The organism is Breznakia blatticola, assembly GCF_004365815.1.
Lineage (GTDB): Bacteria > Bacillota_I > Bacilli_A > Erysipelotrichales > Erysipelotrichaceae > Breznakia > Breznakia blatticola.
Genome location: NZ_SODD01000011.1, coordinates 1 through 22175, shown reverse-complemented (window position 1 = coordinate 22175; position 22175 = coordinate 1). Strand labels below are relative to the sequence as shown.

24 protein-coding genes are annotated in these 22175 nt (G+C 33.6%); 22 read left to right on the top strand and 2 right to left on the bottom strand.

Going from position 1 to position 22175, the window contains the following annotated elements:
- Positions 1-90 precede the first annotated feature (90 nt).
- Together EDD63_RS04665 and EDD63_RS04660 are read left to right on the top strand one after the other, a co-directional pair.
- Positions 91-756 carry a response regulator transcription factor gene (locus EDD63_RS04665; protein ID WP_134168976.1) on the top strand — a complete coding sequence of 222 codons (666 nt, stop codon included), beginning with the start codon at positions 91-93 and terminating at the stop codon, positions 754-756.
- Positions 753-1973: a sensor histidine kinase gene (locus tag EDD63_RS04660; protein ID WP_134168974.1), complete on the top strand. Its 1221-nt coding sequence runs from the start codon at positions 753-755 to the stop codon at positions 1971-1973. The genes EDD63_RS04665 and EDD63_RS04660 overlap by 4 nt, the downstream gene beginning before the upstream one ends.
- 19 nt (positions 1974-1992) lie before the next feature.
- Here EDD63_RS04660 and EDD63_RS04655 read toward each other — a convergent pair whose 3' ends face one another.
- The gene (locus tag EDD63_RS04655) at positions 1993-3132 is read right to left on the bottom strand and encodes an Mbeg1-like protein (RefSeq protein WP_166667546.1); all 1140 of its coding nucleotides are present in this window, start codon (positions 3130-3132) and stop codon (positions 1993-1995) included.
- 141 nt (positions 3133-3273) lie between these two features.
- On the opposite strand from EDD63_RS04655, the gene EDD63_RS04650 reads away from it, so the two are divergent.
- The 20 genes from EDD63_RS04650 to EDD63_RS04560 all read left to right on the top strand — a co-directional run bounded on the left by EDD63_RS04650 (position 3274) and on the right by EDD63_RS04560 (position 21459).
- Positions 3274-4083, top strand: coding sequence for a phosphate ABC transporter substrate-binding protein (locus EDD63_RS04650; protein WP_166667545.1), 810 nt, complete (start codon positions 3274-3276; stop codon positions 4081-4083).
- 3 nt (positions 4084-4086) lie between these two features.
- The gene (gene pstC / locus EDD63_RS04645) at positions 4087-4980 is read left to right on the top strand and encodes a phosphate ABC transporter permease subunit PstC (RefSeq protein ID WP_134168968.1); all 894 of its coding nucleotides are present in this window, start codon (positions 4087-4089) and stop codon (positions 4978-4980) included.
- Positions 4977-5828 carry a phosphate ABC transporter permease PstA gene (gene pstA, locus EDD63_RS04640; RefSeq protein WP_134168966.1) on the top strand — a complete coding sequence of 284 codons (852 nt, stop codon included), beginning with the start codon at positions 4977-4979 and terminating at the stop codon, positions 5826-5828. Before pstC ends, pstA begins: the two co-directional genes overlap by 4 nt.
- 1 nt (position 5829) lies before the next feature.
- Complete coding sequence (gene pstB, locus EDD63_RS04635; protein WP_134168964.1) at positions 5830-6588, top strand: phosphate ABC transporter ATP-binding protein PstB; 759 nt, start codon at positions 5830-5832, stop codon at positions 6586-6588.
- Between the two features lie 12 nt (positions 6589-6600).
- Complete coding sequence (phoU, locus tag EDD63_RS04630; RefSeq protein WP_134168962.1) at positions 6601-7251, top strand: phosphate signaling complex protein PhoU; 651 nt, start codon at positions 6601-6603, stop codon at positions 7249-7251.
- A 165-nt stretch (positions 7252-7416) separates the two neighbouring features.
- Complete coding sequence (locus tag EDD63_RS04625) at positions 7417-8778, top strand: PTS transporter subunit EIIC (protein ID WP_134168960.1); 1362 nt, start codon at positions 7417-7419, stop codon at positions 8776-8778.
- An 84-nt stretch (positions 8779-8862) separates the two neighbouring features.
- Positions 8863-9840 carry an AraC family transcriptional regulator gene (locus EDD63_RS04620; RefSeq protein ID WP_134168958.1) on the top strand — a complete coding sequence of 326 codons (978 nt, stop codon included), beginning with the start codon at positions 8863-8865 and terminating at the stop codon, positions 9838-9840.
- A gap of 60 nt (positions 9841-9900) precedes the next feature.
- Complete coding sequence (locus EDD63_RS04615; RefSeq protein ID WP_134168956.1) at positions 9901-12435, top strand: hypothetical protein; 2535 nt, start codon at positions 9901-9903, stop codon at positions 12433-12435.
- Between the two features lie 104 nt (positions 12436-12539).
- Complete coding sequence (locus tag EDD63_RS04610; protein ID WP_134168954.1) at positions 12540-13211, top strand: response regulator transcription factor; 672 nt, start codon at positions 12540-12542, stop codon at positions 13209-13211.
- Complete coding sequence (locus EDD63_RS04605) at positions 13198-14622, top strand: sensor histidine kinase (RefSeq protein WP_134168952.1); 1425 nt, start codon at positions 13198-13200, stop codon at positions 14620-14622. The genes EDD63_RS04610 and EDD63_RS04605 overlap by 14 nt, the downstream gene beginning before the upstream one ends.
- Positions 14623-14637: 15 nt before the next feature.
- The gene (locus EDD63_RS04600) at positions 14638-15060 is read left to right on the top strand and encodes a hypothetical protein (RefSeq protein WP_134168950.1); all 423 of its coding nucleotides are present in this window, start codon (positions 14638-14640) and stop codon (positions 15058-15060) included.
- A 54-nt stretch (positions 15061-15114) separates the two neighbouring features.
- Positions 15115-15657: a ribonuclease M5 gene (gene rnmV, locus EDD63_RS04595; RefSeq protein ID WP_134168948.1), complete on the top strand. Its 543-nt coding sequence runs from the start codon at positions 15115-15117 to the stop codon at positions 15655-15657.
- A complete protein-coding gene (gene rsmA, locus EDD63_RS04590) occupies positions 15650-16492 on the top strand; it encodes a 16S rRNA (adenine(1518)-N(6)/adenine(1519)-N(6))-dimethyltransferase RsmA (RefSeq protein WP_134168946.1) in 843 nt (280 codons plus the stop codon). Before rnmV ends, rsmA begins: the two co-directional genes overlap by 8 nt.
- On the top strand, positions 16482-17315 hold the full coding sequence (gene ispE, locus EDD63_RS04585; protein ID WP_134168944.1) for a 4-(cytidine 5'-diphospho)-2-C-methyl-D-erythritol kinase: 834 nt from the start codon (positions 16482-16484) through the stop codon (positions 17313-17315). Before rsmA ends, ispE begins: the two co-directional genes overlap by 11 nt.
- A 10-nt stretch (positions 17316-17325) precedes the next feature.
- Entirely contained in the window at positions 17326-18150 is an 825-nt protein-coding gene (locus EDD63_RS04580) for a DUF695 domain-containing protein (RefSeq protein WP_134168942.1), read from the top strand.
- A gap of 70 nt (positions 18151-18220) precedes the next feature.
- Positions 18221-18958 (top strand): type I 3-dehydroquinate dehydratase, encoded by a 738-nt coding sequence (aroD, locus tag EDD63_RS04575; protein WP_166667544.1) that lies wholly within the window; start codon positions 18221-18223, stop codon positions 18956-18958.
- 150 nt (positions 18959-19108) lie between these two features.
- Positions 19109-19594 (top strand): hypothetical protein, encoded by a 486-nt coding sequence (locus tag EDD63_RS04570; RefSeq protein WP_134168938.1) that lies wholly within the window; start codon positions 19109-19111, stop codon positions 19592-19594.
- A gap of 391 nt (positions 19595-19985) precedes the next feature.
- Complete coding sequence (locus EDD63_RS04565; protein ID WP_134168936.1) at positions 19986-20414, top strand: hypothetical protein; 429 nt, start codon at positions 19986-19988, stop codon at positions 20412-20414.
- A gap of 103 nt (positions 20415-20517) precedes the next feature.
- Entirely contained in the window at positions 20518-20661 is a 144-nt protein-coding gene (locus EDD63_RS11545) for a hypothetical protein (protein ID WP_166667543.1), read from the top strand.
- Positions 20662-21081: 420 nt separating this feature from the next.
- Positions 21082-21459: a hypothetical protein gene (locus EDD63_RS04560; protein WP_134168934.1), complete on the top strand. Its 378-nt coding sequence runs from the start codon at positions 21082-21084 to the stop codon at positions 21457-21459.
- A gap of 359 nt (positions 21460-21818) precedes the next feature.
- Here the strand turns inward: EDD63_RS04560 and EDD63_RS11745 are convergent, their stop codons facing one another.
- Complete coding sequence (locus tag EDD63_RS11745; RefSeq protein ID WP_424945038.1) at positions 21819-22079, bottom strand: ATP-binding protein; 261 nt, start codon at positions 22077-22079, stop codon at positions 21819-21821.
- Positions 22080-22175: the final 96 nt, after the last annotated feature.

The window sequence follows — 22175 nt, the reverse complement described above, 5'->3', positions numbered from 1 at the left end:
TGAAGATTGTGTAAACTTTTGTATTTTTAGTTAACTTACCTTTTCAATTGTGCACATTTGTTTTATGATTAATACAAATGAGGGTGGACTATGAAAAAAATACTATTGATTGAAGATGAAGCAAATATTCGTAAACTAATTACTTATGATTTAAAAGTTGCTGGCTTTGCAGTTGAAGAAGCATGTGATGGAAAAGTTGCTTTAGAAAAAGCTTATAGTCAAGCATACGATGTATTTTTAATAGATTGGATGATTCCAAAGATTGAGGGGATCGATTTAGTTAGAAAATTTCGTGAAAAGGGGCTTGATGGTGTAATGATTATGCTTACGGCAAAAGATGAAGAATCCAATATCTTAGATGCATTTGAAGCTGGAGTCGATGATTATATTACCAAACCATTTTCACCACGTGTATTACTTGCGCGTGTACAGTCCCATTTAAAACGAAACAACACGAAACAAGAACAAACATTCTCTGGTTTACGTGTAGATGAAAATAAACGAAAAGTGTATTTGCAAGATAGCTTATTACAACTTACAAAGAAAGAATATGATTTACTTACGTACTTTATTCGTAATGCAAATATTGTTGTATCACGTGATCAAATCTTAAATGATATCTGGGGGTTTGATTATGATGGAGATACGCGAATTGTGGATGTACATACATTCAAACTGCGCTCAAAATTAAAAGATGCTCCTGTTGAAATTCGTTCTTCACGCGGAGTTGGGTATATACTTGAGGCAAAAGAATGATTAAAGAACGCTATCAAAGAGTTCTTTTACTTTGTTTCTTTGGTTTGGTTGGTGTCTATATGTTCAACCTACCAAGCTTTTTGGTCATTATTTTATTAGGTATAACAGCAGGATACTTTTCCTATCAAGAAGCAAAAGAACGTGAAAGTATTGAGAAAGTAGAAAATGCACGTTTACATACGCAAATTCAAAATGTGACGTTTCAAGCGGATATTCGACAAGAACAACTTGCTGCATTAATTTCCAATTTGCCGATGCCATTAATTTTATTGGATCGTAATGGGGAAGTGCTTTTATTCAATGATAGTTTTGCAGAGTTTCGTCAGTCGAAAGAACAACGACGACTTACATATGTGCATAATGATTTTGAACGTCCTGTATATCGTTTCATTTTTGATGCGACATTATTTGAACGAGAAATCCGAAAAACAATTGTCGTGCATGAAAAAGAATACGAAGCATACAGTGAACCACTATTTAAAAACAATCAGTTTAGTGGTTGTGTAATAGTATTTCAAGATATCACAAAAATTAAGCGTCAAGAAGCACTGCAAAAGCAGTTTATTGCGGATGCATCACATGAATTAAAAACACCAATAAGTGCGATTAAAGGAATGGTCGAAATTTTAAATCGAGAAGGATTTAATGATGAAGAAATACGAAAAGACTTCCTCGAACAAATCGAATATGAAAATAGTCGACTGGAACGAATCGTATATGATTTATTGCAGTTATCAAGGTTATCTAGTGAACAACTTGTAATGAAACGTGAATCTTGCGATGTAACACAAATCATTGATGCAAGTATTGCTAGTTTATCGTATAAAGCAAATAAAAAAGGATTACAAATTCAAACGAATTATGAAAACAAAGAACCAATTTTTGTGGATCCTGGACAAATGCAAATCGTTATCAATAACTTAATATCCAATGCAATTACTTATAGTGATCATGGAGTTATTACAGTATCTACACTATATCGTGGGGATTCATATGTAATTGAAGTAAAAGATGAAGGTCGAGGAATTTCAAAAGAAGACCAAGAACGCATCTTTGAACGGTTCTATCGTACGGATAAGGCACGCTCTCGTGTTTCTGGTGGTAGTGGGTTAGGATTATCGATTGTAAAGTCTGTACTTGATGCCCATAATGCACAACTTGTGATTGAAAGTGAAGTTGATAAAGGTTCATCATTCCAAATTTGGATTAAAAACTAAAATACCAAGCCATACAGGATTATTCTGTAGGCTTGGTATTTTTTACTTTTAAACGAAGTTTATCTAATGGATGGACATCCTTCATATTTTTTGAGATGGTACTCATCAAAAGCGAAGTAACATCTCCCATATCTTTGCGCGTTTCTTTATCAAGGTGGGAATAGGCATCTAGCATACTACCTAATGACTTAAACCAAGATTCGCTCATTTCATGAACGGTATCCGTACCAACACTGGCAAAGAGTTCAAACATTGAATCAATGAATTTCTTTCGGTCACTAGGTTGAATTTGATCCATCCATATCTTAATGGTGCGATCAATAAAATGACTATCTTCAGTGCGTGAATTTTCATATACGAACTGTTTCCCAAGAATTTGCCAACTATACACATCATGTTGGTTGATCCCTCTTTCTGTGCTACTAACAACCGTATAAGGAAGATAGCGATACATCAACATACCAATAATTGAACCTTGTGGAACATATGTATATACGTTTTTACTAAGTGGCTTTTTCGCAAATTGTTTTGCGATATCTTTCTGAAAGCCAGGACCATCAAAGTTATAGATGCCAAGGATTTGCTTTTGTAGATTTGTTTTGGTAAACATACCCGCATAAATAGCTAAATTGCCACCTTTAGAATGTCCACCAAGATAGTAATTTCCAGGTAAAGTTTGACTTACTTCTTCAATATATGCAAGTGCATCTTGTTGTGCTGGGATGATAGTTAAGTACGTCATATTGAAATCTTCTTTCCAACCAACAAGCGTATTATCAGTTCCACGATAGGAAATATAGTACACATCTTTACTCAGTTGAATCGTAATACAAGCAAACTGTTTTTCGAGTATGGGATCAATATGATTGCGATAACCGGATAGTAAAAGATCCTTGAATCGAACACTTTTTGCCAAAGCTTGTAAGAATGGTTGATCTTCAAATTCGGTTGGACTTAGTGATTTAGGATCTACAGGCACCTTAAAATACATTTCTGCAACATCCACTAGTGGTTTTGTTTTATCAAGTTGAAAGTCGACCATTTGATCAAAACGCAAATACGATAAGCGTGCAAGTATCAGTGCATCTATTTCATTGAAGGGATCTTGTTGGAAGGTTAAATCACCACGCCAAGCAAGATAATCCATTATATTTGTCATAGTTACTCCTTTTTGTATCTTCATTGTACATACAAACTATGAAAAAGCAAAATACCAAAACTTTTTAACCGTTTCTTAACAGTTTGTAAACAATAAGAACATATCTCTTACTTATAATTTACATGTAAGATGGAGGTTTGGATGAAAAAGATAGGAACAATACTAAGTCTTTGCTGCATTCTTGTAATTAGTGGATGTGGTGGAAGAAGTACAAGTGAAGGGATAACATCCATGATTATTGGCGGTTCAACGTCAATACAACCACTTATGGAAAGTATCGCAGAAACATACAATGAGAAAAACGATGCTTTAGTAAGTATCCAAGGTGGAGGTTCCAGTGTAGGGATAAAAGGAACGGAAGATGGAACCTTTCAACTGGGTATGGTTTCAAGAGAATTAAAACCTGAAGAAGCAAAGCAACTTGATCAAACGATCATTGCCTTAGATGGAATTGTCGTAGTTGTACATAAAGATAATCCAGTGGATTCCATCACGATGGAACAACTAAAAGATATTTATACTGGTAAAATTACCAATTGGAAAAACATAGGTGGTGCAAATAAAGAAATCGCTGTCGTCTCACGAGAAGAAGGTAGTGGAACACGCGATGGCTTTGAAAGCATTGTTGGATTTTCATCAAGTGACTTAATTCGTAATTCCGACATTCAAAATGCAACAGGTTCCATTATTAGTGATGTGTCTGTTAATGAACATGGAATTGGATACATTTCACTAGGATCCTTATCGGATAGTGTAAAAGTATTAAAAATTGATGGCGTATTACCAAGTGAAGAAAGTGTAAAAGATGGAACGTATAAAATCCAACGTGCTTTCTTACTTGTACAGAAAAAAGGAGAGAAACAAGGTAGTGAATTATTTGATTTCATTTTCTCAGAAGAAGGAAAGAAACTAATTGAAGCACATAATTATATACCTGTGGAAAGGAAGTAGTGAATGAAACGTATGCATTCAAAATTAAGAATCGATGCAATCTTTAAAACCGTTGTTTTCTTTTTTACTTGTATCTCTGTCATTGCATTAGCTGCCATTCTTATTTTCACTTTATTAAAAGCATTACCATTATTTAAAGAAGTAAATATTATTGAATTTATTACATCGGATGTATGGTCTCCATCAACTGAACAATTTGGAATTGCATCCTTTGTTGTGGCAAGTATTCTTACAACGATTCTTGCATGTTTGATTGGAATACCGGTTGGTTTATATACAGCAATCTTTATTAGCGAAATCGCACCCAAGAAAATTGCAAGTTTTGTCTTATTTGCAGTAGAAATACTCGCATCGATTCCAAGTGTGATCTATGGATTTTTTGGATTAACTGTAATGGTTCCATTTGTGCAAAAACTATTTAACATTCGTAGTGGAACAACACTGTTTACGGCATCATTGATTTTGGCGCTAATGATATTACCAACGGTTGTATCCTTATCGACAAGTGCACTAAAAGCGGTACCAAAAACAATTGATGAAGGTTCTCTTGCACTAGGAGCAACAAAGATGCAAACCATTATGAAAACCAAAATACCATATGCAAAAAGTGGAATACTGACATCGTTTCTTCTAGGTTTAGGAAGAGCACTAGGAGAAACCATGGCAGTTATGTTAGTAGCAGGAAATGCCAATATGATGCCACAGCTTATTCCAATTAGTGAAGCATATCTAAATGGTGGAAGAACTTTAACAGGTAACATTATTATGGAACTTGCATATGCTAGTGGAACCCATGAAGCGGCACTGTTTGCTACTGGGGTTGTCCTTTTTATCTTTGTGTGTTTGATCAATATCATCATACTTAGAGTAAAACGAAAAGGGGTGGCACATTCATGAAAAAACGAACAATTATGGATGGTATCCAATACCTGTTTATCTTTTTAGCAAGTGCAATTAGTATTATTTCACTTGTTGTAATTATCGTATTTGTTTTACGAAAAGGACTGTCGCATGTAAGTTGGGATTTTCTAACAAACAGTTTTAGTCCAAGTGATCCAAATAGTGGAATCTTACCAATGTTAGTGGGAACTTTATACACGGTTGGTGTAACCTTACTTATTGCGACACCAATATCGATATGTAGTGCACTCTATTTACATGAGTATGCAAAAGCAAACAAAATTACCGAAGTTATTCGCTTTGCCATTGATGGATTAGCCAGTGTTCCAAGTATTGTCTATGGACTTTTTGGATTTAGTTTGTTTGTGACAATCTTACAACCATTCACAAATGGATATTCCATTTTATCAGGATCTTTAACCTTATCAATTATGATTTTACCGGTCCTGATTAAAACGATTGAAGAAACGTTAAAAACCATTCCAAATGAACTTAGAGAAGCAAGTTATGCACTAGGTGCAAGCAAGGTACAAACCATCTTTAAAGTTATTTTACCAACAAGTTTGAATGGAATTATTAGCGCTATCATCTTAGCGATTGGTCGAATCGTTAGTGAAAGTGCACCGTTATTACTAACCGCTGGTATGGTGTACTATATGCCTGAAGGGATATTCTCTTCATCAAGAACACTAACAACCCACCTTTACTATCTAGCAAGTGAAGGTGTCAGTGATGAGCAAAGAGCGCAAGCATTTGCGACGGCTACCATTCTAATATTGGTAATTGTTGCATTGAATCTTATTGTAAAATTGGTTGCTAGACGAATTCAGAAGAAAGTAGGATAATATGGAAGATATTAAATTTGAGGTAAAACATTTAAATTTGTATTATGGTGATTTTCAAGCACTAAAGGATTTGAATATCAACATAAAAGCAAACCGTGTAACTGCACTCATCGGTCCTTCTGGATGTGGAAAGTCAACGTTTCTAAGAACACTGAATCGGATGAACGATTTAGTAGATGGGGTAAAGATTACTGGTGAAATCAATATGGATGGTAAAAATATACTGTCTGATAAAATAAATACGATTGATTTACGGACAAAAGTTGGAATGGTATTCCAAAAACCAAATCCGTTTCCAATGAGTATTTATGACAACATTGCTTATGGGCCACGTTGTCAGGGTGTAAAGGATAAGAAGATACTAGATGAAATCGTTGAAAGCTCCTTAAAGGCTGCAGCGTTATGGGATGATGTAAAAGATAGATTAAATAAAAATGCATTAGGTATGTCTGGTGGACAGCAACAACGTTTGTGTATTGCCCGTGCAATTGCCATGAAACCAGAAGTCATCTTAATGGATGAACCTACTAGTGCACTAGATCCAATTGCAACACAAAAAATTGAAGAACTGATTGATATCCTCAAAAAGGATTATACGATTTTGATTGTTACACACTCGATGCAACAAGCATCAAGAGTTAGTGATGATACAGCGTTCTTCTTATTGGGGGAAATTGTAGAATTTGATAGTACATTGAATATTTTCTCCAATCCAAAAAATAAGAAAACAGAAGAATATATTACTGGTAGATTTGGGTAAAAGGAGGATGTTATGCTGAAATTAGATCGTAAACTAGAAAAACTTGAAACCAGTGTTCGACACATGGGAAGACAAGTTATCGAACAACATAAAAACTGTGAAGTGTTATTTGAACATCCAGAGAAATCACTTGCTCGACAAGTAATGCACAATGATGAAATCATCAATAACTATGAAACAAACATCAATGAACAAGCAATTGCCGATATTGTCTTGTTGCGTCCAATTGCGACAGATTTACGTCGTGTGATTGTCGCAATCAAGATTGCTTCAGACTTAGAAAGAATTGGGGATTATGCGAAAAGCATGGCAAAGTTTGTGATTAAGAATTTAGATAATCCAGCAACATTAAAAATATTAAAAGAAGCAAGTTTCATCCAACAAAGATTGGTGAAAATGTTAGAGGATATCATGATTGCCTATAAACAAAAAGATGTTTCCTTGGCATATGAAATTCCAACACAAGATAAAGAACTTGAAGCACTCTTACAAGATTTCCGTAAGATTGTGATTAAAAACAATGTTGCAGACTTAGAAGATGCATTTAACTTATCTGCACTGTATCGTACGATTGGTCGCAGTAGTGATCATGCAGTAAATATATGTGAACATATCGTTTACTTATGTAAAGGAATCCAATACGATTTTGACAAAGAAGAATAATCTAAAGAAGAAAGATACGGTTTAATGATGAATGCTGTATCTTTCTTTTTGCAAAAAAGGATAATCAATAAACCAAGATGAGATATTTTTGCCTATATAAACTCTTGCTATACTGTGGTTGTCAAGGTACCAAAGTGACAGTAAGATGATGATAAGGAGTAGAATATGGCAAAGAAGAATAATTATAGCCAACTTGCACAAGAAGTCGTAGCTGCTGTTGGCCAAAAAGAAAACATTCAAAGCGTTACCAATTGTATGACACGTTTGCGATTCGTTTTAAAAGATGACTGTATTCCAAATGAGGAAGAAATAAAAGCAATTCCTGGTGTAAAGGGTGTCATGAACAAAGGTGGTCAATATCAAGTAATTATTGGAACTCATGTAAATGAAGTAATTAAAGAAGTAGAGAATATCATTGGTGTGCAAACAGAAAGCATGCCATCAAGGGAAAATGAAGGTTCATTATTTGATCGTTTCTTTAAAATGATCTCTGGTTGCATCATGCCAATTATTGGACCAATGATTGCAGGAGGAATTATCAAAGGATTATTAACTCTAGCAGTCACATTTGAACTAATTGCAAAAACAGATGGAGTGTATCTTGTTTTATATGCAGCATCTGATGCAGTATTATACTTTATGCCAATTATTGTTGGGTTTTCTGCAGGTAAAGTATTTCGATGCAATCCATATGTTACGGCTGCAATTGGAGCAGCACTTGTATATCCAGATTTAGTTGCTGCTGTAAATGGTGAACAAGCACTTAACTTTTTAGGTTTACCAATTGAAGCTGCAACATATTCAAGTACATTATTTCCAATTATCTTAGCATCCTACGTTGCATCATGGATAGAACGTATTGCAAAATCAATTATTCCACAAATGTTACAACTTATGTTAGTGCCAACACTTGTATTAATGATCACAGTACCATTAAGTTGGTTGGCAATTGGACCAGTTATGAACATTGTATCAAGTGTATTATCTGATTTTGTTGTTGGGGTGTTTGATTTTAGTCCAATTATTGGAGGAATCTTATTTGGAGCATTCTGGCAAGTAATGGTATTACTTGGATTGCATGCAGCATTTATTCCAGTATTAATCAATAACATCGTAACGATGGGAAGTGATCCAATCAATGCGATTTTGGGATTAACTGTTTGGGAACTTGCAGGAGTATCACTTGGATATGCATTAAAAATGAAAGATCCAGAAAAGAAATCCATTGGATTTGGTGCGATGGCATCGTGTTTATGTGGGGTAACCGAGCCAACGATTTATACAATTGCCTTACCACAAATTAAATGCTTTGCAGCTGCTTGGATTGGTGGAGGTCTAGCAGGAGGAATTCTTGGTGGACTTGGTGCACGTTTATATGCCATGGTTGGTGATGGATTCTTTAGAATTCCAGGAATGATTAATCCAGATGGTCTTGATATTAGTTTCTATGGGTTTATTGCATGTGCACTTATTGCATTTGTAGTTTCAGCAGTACTTTCCTATGTATTAGCAAATAGAGAGGCATAATATTACTTTGAAGGTAAAGATAGTCCGTCTTTATCTTCTCTTTGCATCTATGATAAACTATGAGTAACAAGCATGAGGTGCACGATGATCAAACAAGAGATACTAGATGAACTTATTACATTCACAGATGAAGAGATTGATAATTTAAATAAGAAGCATAAAATTGATAAATCGATTTATATGCATGAAAATTCAAATGTCATTGATTATCGTAAATTACACGATGAGGATCGTTTGTTTTCTGTGCGTAAACATGCACGTTTTGCACAGTATCCGATGCATCGACATAACTATATTGAATTGTCGTATGTATATAGTGGATCGATGACACATGTGATTAGTGGAAAAAAGATTACCATCCAGCAAGGAGAACTTATCTTATTAAATCAAAATGTAGAACATGAAATTCTCTTTACTGGGGAAGATGACATTATCTTTAATTTTATTATTCAACCTGAGTTTCTCGAGTTTTTATCATCGATAGTGGATACGGATAATGAAGTGGTACGCTTTATCTTTCAAGCACTCTATTCCTATGATGATACAAAAGAGTTTCTTGTATTTCATGAATCCAACAATCTAGTTGCTCTAGATTATATCGAATTGATTATTAGCGAACTGTATCGTCCACAGTTGAATGCAGGGGTATCACTAAAACTATTGGTTGGTTTACTATTAACTGAATTGATGAATCATCCAGAAAATATTCAAACCCATAAATCAGAAAGTAGTGAAAGAGTCTTAATGAGTCGTATTCTTAAATACGTTCATACGAAGTATAAAGAAGGTTCACTCGTTGTTTTATCAAAACAATTAGGAATTGCTGATTATAAGATATGTAAAGTCATTAAGAAATATACAAAATCGACATTTATTCAACTAGTTCAAGAAGAACGTTTAAAAAATGCGGTACAACTACTTGTCAGTACAACTTTGCCTGTTGTCGATATTATGGAAGAAGTCGGCTACGAAAATATTACATACTTCTATAAGATATTCAAAAAGAAGTACCAAATGACACCAAGTGTATATCGCGAAACGTATAAGAAGGAAATAAAATAGGGTTTGCTTGATGGATGTCGTGTGATACGAGATGAATCATAGAAGTAATAGAGGTGAATTATGGAAAAAATTAACACATTATTAAAGAATCAAGAAGCAAATCATCTGTTTCCATTTTTTTGGCAACATGGAGAATCACACGAGATATTACTTGACTATATAACAAAGATCTATGAAAGTGGCATTCACAATTTATGTATTGAATCACGTCCACATCCTGCGTTCTTACAAGATCAATGGTGGGAAGATCTTGCCTTTATAATTAAAGAAGCAAAGAAGCGTCAAATGAAACTTTGGATTTTAGATGATGCGAAATTTCCAACTGGATATGCAAATGGACAAGTACCAAAACACCTGCAAAAGCAGTATTTACAAGTTCGTCGTTATGATATTTGTGGGCCTGTGATGCAAGGAGAACTATCCATTGAACCATATGCGGAATTTCGACAACTCATGATGGATAAAGAACATCAAAATGATGCGTTATATAAAGTATATATTGCAAAAAACGACACAAGTGGCCAAGATGCATTTATTGAAGATAGCTTGCAAGATGTTACAGCACAAGTGGAACATGGAAAATTAAAGATCCAATTAGATGCAGATCATTATAGTGTATTTGTTTTATATACAACGTATTGCGGACAAGAAGTAGGAACACGTGAATACTTGGATCCAACAAGAAAAGAAGCAACACAAATTTTACTAAATGAAGTATATGAGAAACATTGGTCGCATTTCTCACAAGAGTTTGGACAAACCATTGTTGGTTTTTTCTCGGATGAGCCACGTTTTGGTAATGCAAAAGGACCAAACTGTATCATTGGGAAAACAGATATGGTTATTCCGTGGAATATGACAATTGAAGAAATGCTTCAACAAGCAAACATTTGTGAGGTATTCTTATTTACTGGAGTCAGTAAAGCAGCGAATGATGCTCGTTTTTACTATATGGATATCGTAAGTGATTTATATGCGAAAAACTTCTCTGCAGTCATTGGTGCATGGTGTACAGCACATGATGTAGATTATGTTGGGCATGTTATAGAAGATAATAATGCACATGCACGTCTTGGATATGGACCAGGACATTACTTTCGCAGTCTAGTTGGTCAAACGTATGCAGGTATTGATATTATCGGTGGTCAAGTAATTCCTGGAATGGATTATGCACATACTGCATTTTCAACAGGTGGAAGTGATGGAGAGTTTTATCACTATGCACTTTGTAAGTTAGGACAATCTGCAGCAAAATTGGATCCAAAGAAAAAAGGTAGATTGATGTGTGAAGCATTTGGCGCATATGGTTGGGTTGAAGGTTTACGGATGATGAAATGGATTACCAATCATATGTTGGTACATGGAGTAAATGTGATAGTGCCTCATGCATTCAGTCCAAAACAGTTCCCAGATTTTGATTGTCCACCACATTTTTATGCGCATGGCAACAATCCACAGTTTACCTACTTTACGCAGTGGTCAACATACACAAATCGCTTATGTGAACTACTACAAGATGGACACCAACAGTGTGAAATAGGTGTACTCTATCATGCCTTTGCTGAATGGCAAGGTGAAACAATGTTTGTGCAGAAAGTAACGAAAACACTCCAACAAAATCAGATAGATTGCAATATCATCAGTGAAGATTATCTTATTGATGCAACTATTCAAGATGGAAAATATTGGATTGAACAATATGGATTTCATACACTTGTTGTGCCATATACACCATATTTACCTAAAAAACTAATGGATACATTAGAAAAACTGGCAAAAGAAGTGCAAATTATATGGATTCATCAAGCACCTGCTGGATTGGAATCTATTGGGAAAACATGTACGCTGGATCAATTAACACAAGAACTCGCAAAAGATAAACTTGCTTATACAGAAACACCTGAAAAAGACTTAAGTATGCTACATTATATGCATCATGCAAATAGTCATGTGTTTGTTTTTAATAATGAAAGTGTGACACATACAATTGATACACAAATCAAACTACCTTTTGCGAAAGAACTAGCAATTTATGATGCATCCACTAATGAAGTATATACACTAGATGCAAAGTATGATGAAACCTCTGTTACTTTCCAACTTACATTACAACCATATGAAATGTTGGTACTCGTTAGTACAACTGCTTCAAAATATAAACCAAGTAAAGGGACATTTATACAAACGTTAGATACACTATCCTCATTGGAATGTAAAGCATATAATGAATCTTCATACCAACGCGTACAATCATTAGATGCCTTACATAGTGAAGCATTTGCTCGTTTTAGCGGAAACTTGTTGTATACATATGATGTGAAACTAGCTAAACAAGATCATATACTTGAAATTGCAGAAGCAAATGAAGTTGTTGAATTAGTTGTCAATGGTACTTCTTGTGGTGTACAAATTGCACCATCATATCGATTTGTAATTCCTAAAGATGTAATCAAGCAAACAAATACGTTGCAACTACTTATCACAAACACGTTAGTAAACAGTCAAAACGATGGTTTATCACAATATGTAGCACATAATGGACTGGGTATTTTATCCGATGTTTGTCTTTATCATGTAAAAGAAACTGAAAAATAGGTCATTGAGTAGGTTACGTTCACCAAAACTTCAGTCATATATCAAGGAAAGTCCATAGGTTTTATGGACTTTTGTATTATAATATGTTTAGGAGCGTACGGACTATGAAGAAATTATTAATCGTTGATGATGAAGCTAATATAAGAGAAATTGTAAAAAAATATGCAAAGTTTGAAGGATATGAAGTATTAGAGGCAGAAGATGGATTGCAAGCTATTGATAAAGTAAAACTCAATCCAAGTATCGATCTAATTATAATGGATGCGATGATGCCAGAATTAGATGGATTTAGCGCATGTCGTGAAATCCGCAAATTTTCAGGTGTACCAATTTTAATGTTAAGTGCACGTGGAGAAGAATATGATCGTATCCACGGATTTGAAATTGGTGTAGATGACTATGTGGTTAAACCATTTTCACCAAAAGAATTGATGATGCGTATTGCAGCGATTCTTAAACGTTATGAGAAAAATCAAACGGTTGATATGTATAACTACAAAACGTTGGAAATCAATCATACATCACACCTAGTGAAAATTGATAGTGAACCATTAAATCTGTCACCAAAAGAATATGACTTATTGTTGTATCTTGTTGAAAATAAAGATATCGCTTTAACTAGAGAACAAATTATCTCTAAGGTATGGGGATATGATTTCTTTGGTGATGATCGTACACTAGATACACATATTAAACTATTACGTAAAAAACTTGGACAATACAGTAATAATATTGTGACAATCCGAGGGGTAGGATATCGTTTTGAAGAGAATTAAGCTACAAAATCAAATAATGGCATTTATCTTAATCTTTGCGGCAACTATTATTGCACTGCTTTGGTTAATGCAAATTGTCTTCTTTGAGGAATTCTACCAAAACTATACAAGCCAACAAATTACGCGTTCGGCGTCTCGAATGGTAAAACGAATTGATGATCAGGAAGAATTTAATCAATATGTACAAGATTTGACGATCAATCAAAACTATTGTATTCAAGTATTTGAAAAAGTAGATGCACAACATTTTCAAGAATTACCATTAGCTACAGGAGAAAATGCATCTTGTGAAGCAATTCAAGCAAATCAAGATGTAAGTAAACTTTATGCAGGTGCATTAGAAAATGATAATGAACTTGTTGATGTAGAAGATATACAATTAGAGTTTGGTGGAAAACCACTTGATGCTTTTGCCAATATGACGGTAACCAATGTTATTACAAGTAAAAATGATAATACATATATGGTTATTGTGAATGCAAGATTATCACCAACCTCAGAAACCGTTGCAGCTAGTACGCGTCAATTGTTTATTATTACTTGGGTTGTGCTTGCAATGTCATTTATCATTGCGTATTTAATTGCTTGGACAATTGCAAATCCAATCAAGAAAACCAATGGAAAAGCAAAACTACTTGCACAAAATAATTTAGATATTCACTTTGATGCAAGAGGGTATATGGAAATTGAAGAGCTTAATGATACGTTAAATTATGCAGTAGAAGAATTAAAGAAAGTAGAATCGATGCGTAATGAATTGATGGCAAATGTATCACATGATTTACGTACACCATTAACGATGATTACTGGGTATGGAGAAGTTATGCGTGATTTACCTGGTGAAAATACCAAAGAAAATATTCAGGTAATTATCGATGAAGCACAACGACTTACACAACTGGTAAATAACTTGCTTGATCTATCAAAAATCCAAACAAATCGTCAAGAGTTGCATATTGCTGAATTTGATATCACCACGACAATTCAAGATATCGTCAACCGTATCAATAAGATGCTAGCAAATGATGGCTATATAATTGAATTTAACTATAGTGAAGAATTATTTGTATATGCAGATAAAGAAAGAATTAACCAAGTGGTGTATAATATAGTAGGAAACGCAATTCACTTTACTGGAAGTGATAAGAAAGTATATGTGAATCAACGGGATGAAGGACATCGTGTCCGCATTGAAATCACAGATACTGGGAAAGGGATTAAGAAAAGCCAAATTCCATATATTTGGGATCGCTATTTCAAACAACCGAAAAAATGGAAACGACAAGATATTGGAACTGGACTTGGTTTAAATATCGTTAAAGGGATTTTAGAATTACATCGTGTTGAATACGGTGTCGAAAGCGAAGTCAATAAAGGAACAACCTTCTTTTTCTATTTAGATAAAGCGTAATGTTGGAGGGATAGAATGAAACGTGTGATAGTCATGTGTATAGTCACATTGATGCTCTTTGGATGTGCAGGCAACAATACTGAAACCAATAAGAAAACAACGACAGCGACGAAATCAAAAATCGAAGCTGTTGTTGAAGTTGCATATAATGGACAAAAATATACACTCAACGAAGAACAAACAAATACGTTACTGGAGTTACTTGATACATGTCCGTATGATAGTGATCAATTTCATGAAGAAACAAATCCAGAAGGGTATCGTTTAACGCTGTCAAATAGTGATTATCACATCAAGGTGTACAAAGGTAGTCATATTATAAAAACTATCGATGTTTGGAAGGAAGCAAATCATGCCAAAATCGATGAATATTACTATTTTATTGATGATATTGCACCAGAATTACTACAATTTTTAGAATCTGTCACAACAAGCTAAAGGAAGAGTGCTAAACACATAATTCTTCCTTTTTTTCTATGCTATAATCATGGTATGTTAAAAATCAAAGAAATCATTGTGGTTGAAGGAAAACATGATACAGCAAAGTTAAAACAATACTTTGATGTAGATACCATTGAAACCAATGGCTACAATCTTTCCAAACAAACAATCCGACAAATCCAACAAGCAAATACAACGCGTGGCGTCATTTTGTTTCTTGATCCAGATCATGTTGGAGAAAGAATACGTAGAGTGATTAATGAGCAAATTCCAAACCTAAAAAATGCCTTTATTGAAAAAAGTAAGAGTAGAACATCAAAAAAAGTTGGAATTGAACATGCAAATGAAAAAGATTTACTTGATGCATTAGAACATGTAGTAAGTTTTACACAAACAGATACAACCACACTTTCAATGGAGCAGTTTTTATCACTAGGCTTACAAGGGCAAAGTGATAGTGCAGCTAGACGACAAACAATTGCAAATGCCTTTCATTTAGGAAAATGCAATGCTAAAACATTATATAAACGCATCAATATGGTGGGTTTAACCTATACACAAGTAGCAGAAATCATAGAGGATACACATGGATAGAATTATTGCGACACCTTCCTATACAAAGGAAATATTAGAAAAGCATCAAATGTATGCAAAAAAGAATTATGGACAAAACTTTTTAGTTGAACCACAAATCGTGGAGAAAATAGCAGTCGAGTCTTTGTTATCAGAAAATTCAACTGCATTAGAAATTGGGCCAGGAATTGGTGCATTAACGCAGTTTTTAGCGATACATGCAAAAAAAGTCATTGCTTTTGAAATTGATGATCGTTTACTTCCTGTACTGGACGATACTTTAGCTCCATATAACAATGTAGAAATTATCCACCAAGATTTTCTACAAGCTGATTTAGCTAAAATTCTTGCAGATGAAAGTGAAGTAGTCGTAGCAGCAAATTTACCATACTACATTACAACGCCAATTCTTTTTAAGCTATTTGAAAGTGACATCAAAATTAAAAAGATAACGGTTATGATGCAAAAAGAAGTAGCTGATCGCTTTTCGGCAAAAGTAAATACAAAAGATTACAATGCACTAAGTATTGTGAGTCAATATAACTATGATGTCCAAACGATTTTAAAAATCAGCAAACATGTGTTTAATCCTAAACCAAATGTGGATAGTGCAGTTGTACAGTTTACGTATCGCCCAAGCAAATTGGTTGATAATGAAGAAGCATTCTTTGAGTTAGTTAAAGCCTGTTTTAAACAACGAAGAAAAACGATTTTAAATAACTTAGGTGAATACCTTCAAGATAAAGAAAAAGCCAAAGTTGCATTAGAAGCAGCAAACCTTGATAGCAAACGTCGTGCAGAAAGTATGGAAGCTACAGAGTTTGCTAGACTATATGAGGTGCTACATGATCATTAAAGCCAATGCGAAAATCAATATTGCATTAAATGTGATTAGAAAAAGAGATGATGGCTATCATGAAATGGATATGATTATGACACCTATTGATTTACATGATACTTTGCATATTGAAACTGCTAAAGATGATGCATTTTCATCAAATATAGATATGATTTTTGATGAAAGTAATACCGTCGTAAAAGCACTACATGTTATGCGTAAAGCATATCCATCAATTGGTCATTTCCATATACATGTAGAAAAACGTATTCCAATGCAAGCAGGACTTGCAGGAGGAAGTGCAGATGGAGCTGCAGTAATCATTGCTATCAATAAACTGTGTGACTTACAACTAACAGAGGAAGCCTTGTTTGCTTTAGGTGTTAAAGTAGGTGCAGATGTGCCATTTTGCATTGCTAATACACTTGCACGCGTGCAAGGAATTGGAGAAGTCATCACACCGATTGATGCAACATTAGATATATCTGGAATCTTAGTCAAACCAGCTAGTGGTGTTTCAACAAAAGATGCATTTGCTGGAATTGATTTTGCAAAAGCAGTTCATCCAAATATCGATGCGATTGTTAAGAAGATGAAAATGCAAGATGATACTTATCTTGCACTGCTAGATAATACCCTTGAACAACCTTCACTATCATTAAATTCCGACATTAAACAAGTTAAGCAAGCACTAGAAGGATATGACTTTCCAGTGGTCTTGATGTCAGGTAGTGGTAGTTCCGTTTTTGCATTAAGCAAAGATAAAGAAGCACTTGCAAAAGCGAAACAAGAATTAGAAAATACGTATGATTTTGTACAATTGATTGAATTGCATAAATAACGAGGATACTATGAAACTTAATGTAATGAAACCAAAAATTAAAAAACCAAATATTAAAGCACCTAAGGTACTAAAACCTAAACAGAAACACAGTGTGAACAAATTAAGTGAAGACTGGCGTGTGTATTTTAAAGGGAATACGTCCGTACGTTTTGATTATGGAGCATTTAAATATTTATTTAGAGATTTAGAACATACTTATATTTTAACCATTCATTACGACCAACAAAACGATTTAGGATTTCCAACTAAAGAAGAGTTAGAAAAACTATATCTAGTGGAAGATCAAATCGAAAAACAGTGGGGTCGTAAAGGATTCTATTTCGTGGGAACACGAACACAAGATGGAAATCGTGATTTTGTCTTTATGAGTAAACATATCATTCGTTGGGAATCGATGTGTAACCAACTGTTACGAAATCATAAAGACTTACAGTCAAAGATTGTGACACGACTTCATGATCATGGAAAGTTTTACCAAACAAAACTATATCCAGATGCGTATGGATTTAACTGGATTAAAAACGATACAATTATCAATGATTTACGAAATCAAGGAGAACTATTTTGTAAAGCACGTGAGATTGATTTCTACACGTATTTTGAAACCAATGAACAAGCAAAAGCCTTTGCTAGTTCACTTGATGATGTATTTACTGATATTCATGAGTTGGATATTTGTGAGGTAGAGCGCAAAGGAATTCAAGTATTTGTATCAGTTGTGGATATTCCGCAAATGGACTACATTATGCAAACAACCAATGCACTTATTACATTAGCTAAAGATCACGATGGTGAATTTGATGGTTGGGGTACTACAATCGAAAAGGATTAAGTACTTACATTGAAGAAACTCTGGGGATTTGTTATAGTGTATAATGAATTCGAATATAAAGGAACGAGAGATGAAAGAACTACAAATAAAACAAACAACACTTGGTCGTGGCAAAGCAAAGATTTGTGTACCCATTGTTGAAACAACAGATACAGAAATACTAAAAAAAGTAGAAGCAATTGTTGCTTCAAAAGCAGATATAATGGAATGGCGTGTCGATCACTATGACGACGTTCTAGATGAGAAAAAACTACTTCCATTATTACGTGAAATCAACGAAATTCGTAAAGATAAACCATTAATTTTCACATTCCGTAACGCAAACCAAGGTGGTGTGCGTGCAATTGAAAGTCGCGATTACAGTTTGCTGTATAATACGATTATCTTAGGAAAGTTAGTTGATATTATTGATATTGAAATGAATGTGGATCCAGCAGTTGGTCAACCATTAGTCCAAAAGGCAAAACAAGCAGGAATTGCAGTTATTTTGTCTTACCATGATTTTGATTCAACCCCAACAAAAGATGTTATCATTAAACGTATGCAACATATGTATACACTGGGTGCAGATATTGCAAAAATCGCAAATATGCCAAGAAGTCAAAAGGATGTCGATGCAACGGTTGAAGCTGCTAAAACATTAAAAGAAAATGGTGAACTATTTGTGGCGATTTCGATGGGAGAACTCGGTGAGTTCACACGTGTACATGCTACCGAACTAGGTTCATGTTTAACGTATGCAGCACTTGGTACAGTGAGTGCACCAGGGCAAGTAGAAATAGAAGATTTAATCAAACGAATGAAATAAAATAGCATTTTTGTCACATTATGCTAAAATAAATATATTGATGTGTGCAGGAGTTAAGAAACCGTAAGTGTTTTTTAGTGCTGCACTTTTTTTGTGGAATAGATTAAATAGAAAAAAGTAGATGTTTAGTGTGAAAAAAGGAACCGTAATATGAAGAAAATAGATACAGTGAAAAAAATAATATATTTATGTTGTTGTATTTGTATAATGTGTGGATGTACAAAATCAAAAACAATGGATAAAGTACAATACACATGTACACAAATTAATGATGATTCAACAACTACGGTAGTAAGTACATATCAAAATAATGAAATGATAAATATTGAGCAAAAATTTAAAATACCATATAGTGCATACGCAGAAGATAAAGAAGAGTTTATATACAAGATGACAAATGATATTGAGAATCATACAGAAAATGAAGGTCAAACATTTGAATTTATGCCGTTTGATGATTCGTTTGAATTAAGTGTTGCTGTAGATTTTGAAAAAGTTGACAATGTAATTCCATTAGACACAAGTTACATCTCGATGATCATATCCGTAGATACGTTGGAATGTGAAGATGAATTCATTAATGCTCTTAAAAAGGGTGGATATACATGTGAATCAACAAATGAAAGTGATAAGTAATCAATACATCTCATGATACTAAGAAAATTATGCAATTTGAGTGATTAAAAAATCTCATACAAATAGTTATAGTTTAAAACTCCGATAAAAAGTTCTGGCTAACGAAAGTTACTTCACTATAGACGCAGGAAAAAAGCATTGTTGATGAATATATCTACAACAAAGATTCCTTGTTCAGTTATAAGCTTAATTGCGAACAATAATATTAATGGAGACTTTTTCAACTTAGATTTCATTCATACTCGAATTCAAATATTACATTTTAATACTAACAAGAACTGTTAGAAAATGAAGAAAAACAAGGAAATACAAGGTTCAGTTCATGATGACTTTTGTGAATTTATGCGATTTATAAAAGAGCTAATTGTAAGGTAAGGAAAATGGAGAAAGCATGATCAAAAAAACAGACAATATAAAAAAATATACATTTTATTTGCTAATTCTCATATTTCTAGTTTCTTGTGATTCAGCAAGTGGAGAGCAAATTTGTACTATGAACACAGCAGATAAGGAAATAAAGGAAAAAGTATACTATAAAGATGAAGAGATTATTAAGAGGGAAGTTATAACGAAATATTTAAATCGAAATGACGAAGATATTCACGGTTTAAAGAAAGATCTTGAAGCAAACTATGAGCAAGCTCTAAAAGATATTCCATATATAACTGTGAATATTACTATTGAAAATGATGTAGTAATAGTTAGTGAAATCATAGAATATAATGAAAAATCAATCAATATAATATCACCTAGTGTTAGTTTTCTTAAGAGAGAAGAGTATATAAACAAACTACAAAAAAGAGGATATAACTGTGATTAGCAAAGTTTTGCAAATCTAAAACTCAAACAAGTAAAAGAAAGTATCACATAGATAACTATGCTTAAGTAATTCTTATACGTGTGTGGATAGAGATAGGAATAGAATGATAAAAATCAAACTAAAAAATTCTGCTGTAAGCGCAGTCAGTAGGGCAATAGCAAAAAAGAATCAAAGACAGCCACTTGCTGTAGGTATTGCATCTGTTAATTATGCAACTGATCCACAATCGTTAAATAAAGCTTTATAAGCTATCGTAGAGTCAGTGAGTGTTGGTCCCACTAGTTTTGGAAGTCCGTATGGAGTTGTATTTGTATGTTATCTTATATTGCTGAAGGATACCAATTTGGTTATTAAGATAGAAACAAGAATTCAGATAAGAGTTCAGGTAGTGACATATATATCTAATAAAAAATAACTAATCAAACTAGAAAGGTAGATCATTATACATCCGATGTAAAAGAACTTGATGTAGCAAAAAAAGACTTTTAATCTCAAAGTTCCACATACGTCAGAACTTATGAAAATAGAACTATTTTTGGTGACTTGCCAGATGGAACCACAAAAAATCTTCAACCTTCAACAACATTGAATGGAGTGCCATCAGTAGAGATTTATAATCCATTGACAGAACATAGTATAAAAATACGTTATTAAGGAGGTGTTGCTTATGGAAGTTTTAGTAAATTGTAATATAGTCGTTGACATTGAAACTATTGAGAATATATCGGGATCTAATCAATATTTTGAAATAATATTTTCAACACCAAATAAAGATCAATATAAACTAAAATTTGATTCGGTCTGGGATATTCGGTGTGCAACAGAAAATGGATATATTGATAGATTTTCAAAGTTTGAACGAAATGTAAAAAAGAAAAGTAATATTTTAATGATTGAAAACTCAAAATACAAAAAATATTTCGAACATCAATCTTCAGGTACGCGACCTATGGAGGAAATAGAAAACTATATAATATCTGATATGATTGATACTGTTATAGAATTACTTACATCACAAGAACCAACATTGGAGAAAATGGTATAGTGTAAGCGTAAAACAATTAGCACTGACGCCAGGATTCTTTAGTGTACCTATCTTATTTGTTTGAACTTCTAGTGCAACACCTTTGAATTTTTACAGTTATTGAATACGTCACTCGTTTTGTGCCAGACACGTCGCGATAGTTTGAGCCAATTATAGTAATTGAAAACAGTTACTACCTTATGATGATAACTGTTTTTTTAGACACTTCTTATGGATTTTTCATCAAGTATGATTTCGTAGGCGTTTGGAGAAATTCTGCCAAGAATAGAATCTGTCAATATGTTTCCACCAAGTTGTGAATGCCATTCTTTATGTTCAAGTTACGAGCATACAATAGTTGACTTGGTTCCATATCAATATTAAAGAAGTTGAAATAAGTAATTCACTTCCTTATCTATTAATTCGTTAATTAAAAAGTCATCAATGAATTCAAATATCCTACAATAGAATGTGGAATGCGAGTTATCACAAGCATGGTTACCTAATGCATTTACGATAAACGATTTACCAGTATCACATGCACCATGTATAATGACATTATGATGTTTTCGAATATAATCATTCGTTTGTAGTTGTTCTACAATGCTTCTGTTTATATTGCGTTCAGGACGATAATTTATATTAAGATAATATGAAGTGACCCCCTAAGTTGTCTAAACGTGGATTTAGATTCATAATAAAAATTGTAAAAATAATATTAAGAATCGTTACCATAA

Bases quoted from the DNA above. Each gene is read 5' to 3' on its own strand.
- EDD63_RS04665 (WP_134168976.1), top strand. From the start codon at position 91: ATGAAAAAAATACTATTGATTGAAGATGAAGCAAATATTCGTAAACTA.
- EDD63_RS04660 (WP_134168974.1), top strand. From the start codon at position 753: ATGATTAAAGAACGCTATCAAAGAGTTCTTTTACTTTGTTTCTTTGGT.
- EDD63_RS04655 (WP_166667546.1), bottom strand. From the start codon at position 3,132: ATGACAAATATAATGGATTATCTTGCTTGGCGTGGTGATTTAACCTTC.
- EDD63_RS04650 (WP_166667545.1), top strand. From the start codon at position 3,274: ATGAAAAAGATAGGAACAATACTAAGTCTTTGCTGCATTCTTGTAATT.
- pstC (WP_134168968.1), top strand. From the start codon at position 4,087: ATGAAACGTATGCATTCAAAATTAAGAATCGATGCAATCTTTAAAACC.
- pstA (WP_134168966.1), top strand. From the start codon at position 4,977: ATGAAAAAACGAACAATTATGGATGGTATCCAATACCTGTTTATCTTT.
- pstB (WP_134168964.1), top strand. From the start codon at position 5,830: ATGGAAGATATTAAATTTGAGGTAAAACATTTAAATTTGTATTATGGT.
- phoU (WP_134168962.1), top strand. From the start codon at position 6,601: ATGCTGAAATTAGATCGTAAACTAGAAAAACTTGAAACCAGTGTTCGA.
- EDD63_RS04625 (WP_134168960.1), top strand. From the start codon at position 7,417: ATGGCAAAGAAGAATAATTATAGCCAACTTGCACAAGAAGTCGTAGCT.
- EDD63_RS04620 (WP_134168958.1), top strand. From the start codon at position 8,863: ATGATCAAACAAGAGATACTAGATGAACTTATTACATTCACAGATGAA.
- EDD63_RS04615 (WP_134168956.1), top strand. From the start codon at position 9,901: ATGGAAAAAATTAACACATTATTAAAGAATCAAGAAGCAAATCATCTG.
- EDD63_RS04610 (WP_134168954.1), top strand. From the start codon at position 12,540: ATGAAGAAATTATTAATCGTTGATGATGAAGCTAATATAAGAGAAATT.
- EDD63_RS04600 (WP_134168950.1), top strand. From the start codon at position 14,638: ATGAAACGTGTGATAGTCATGTGTATAGTCACATTGATGCTCTTTGGA.
- rnmV (WP_134168948.1), top strand. From the start codon at position 15,115: ATGTTAAAAATCAAAGAAATCATTGTGGTTGAAGGAAAACATGATACA.
- rsmA (WP_134168946.1), top strand. From the start codon at position 15,650: ATGGATAGAATTATTGCGACACCTTCCTATACAAAGGAAATATTAGAA.
- ispE (WP_134168944.1), top strand. From the start codon at position 16,482: ATGATCATTAAAGCCAATGCGAAAATCAATATTGCATTAAATGTGATT.
- EDD63_RS04580 (WP_134168942.1), top strand. From the start codon at position 17,326: ATGAAACTTAATGTAATGAAACCAAAAATTAAAAAACCAAATATTAAA.
- aroD (WP_166667544.1), top strand. From the start codon at position 18,221: ATGAAAGAACTACAAATAAAACAAACAACACTTGGTCGTGGCAAAGCA.
- EDD63_RS04570 (WP_134168938.1), top strand. From the start codon at position 19,109: ATGAAGAAAATAGATACAGTGAAAAAAATAATATATTTATGTTGTTGT.
- EDD63_RS04565 (WP_134168936.1), top strand. From the start codon at position 19,986: ATGATCAAAAAAACAGACAATATAAAAAAATATACATTTTATTTGCTA.
- EDD63_RS11545 (WP_166667543.1), top strand. From the start codon at position 20,518: ATGATAAAAATCAAACTAAAAAATTCTGCTGTAAGCGCAGTCAGTAGG.
- EDD63_RS04560 (WP_134168934.1), top strand. From the start codon at position 21,082: ATGGAAGTTTTAGTAAATTGTAATATAGTCGTTGACATTGAAACTATT.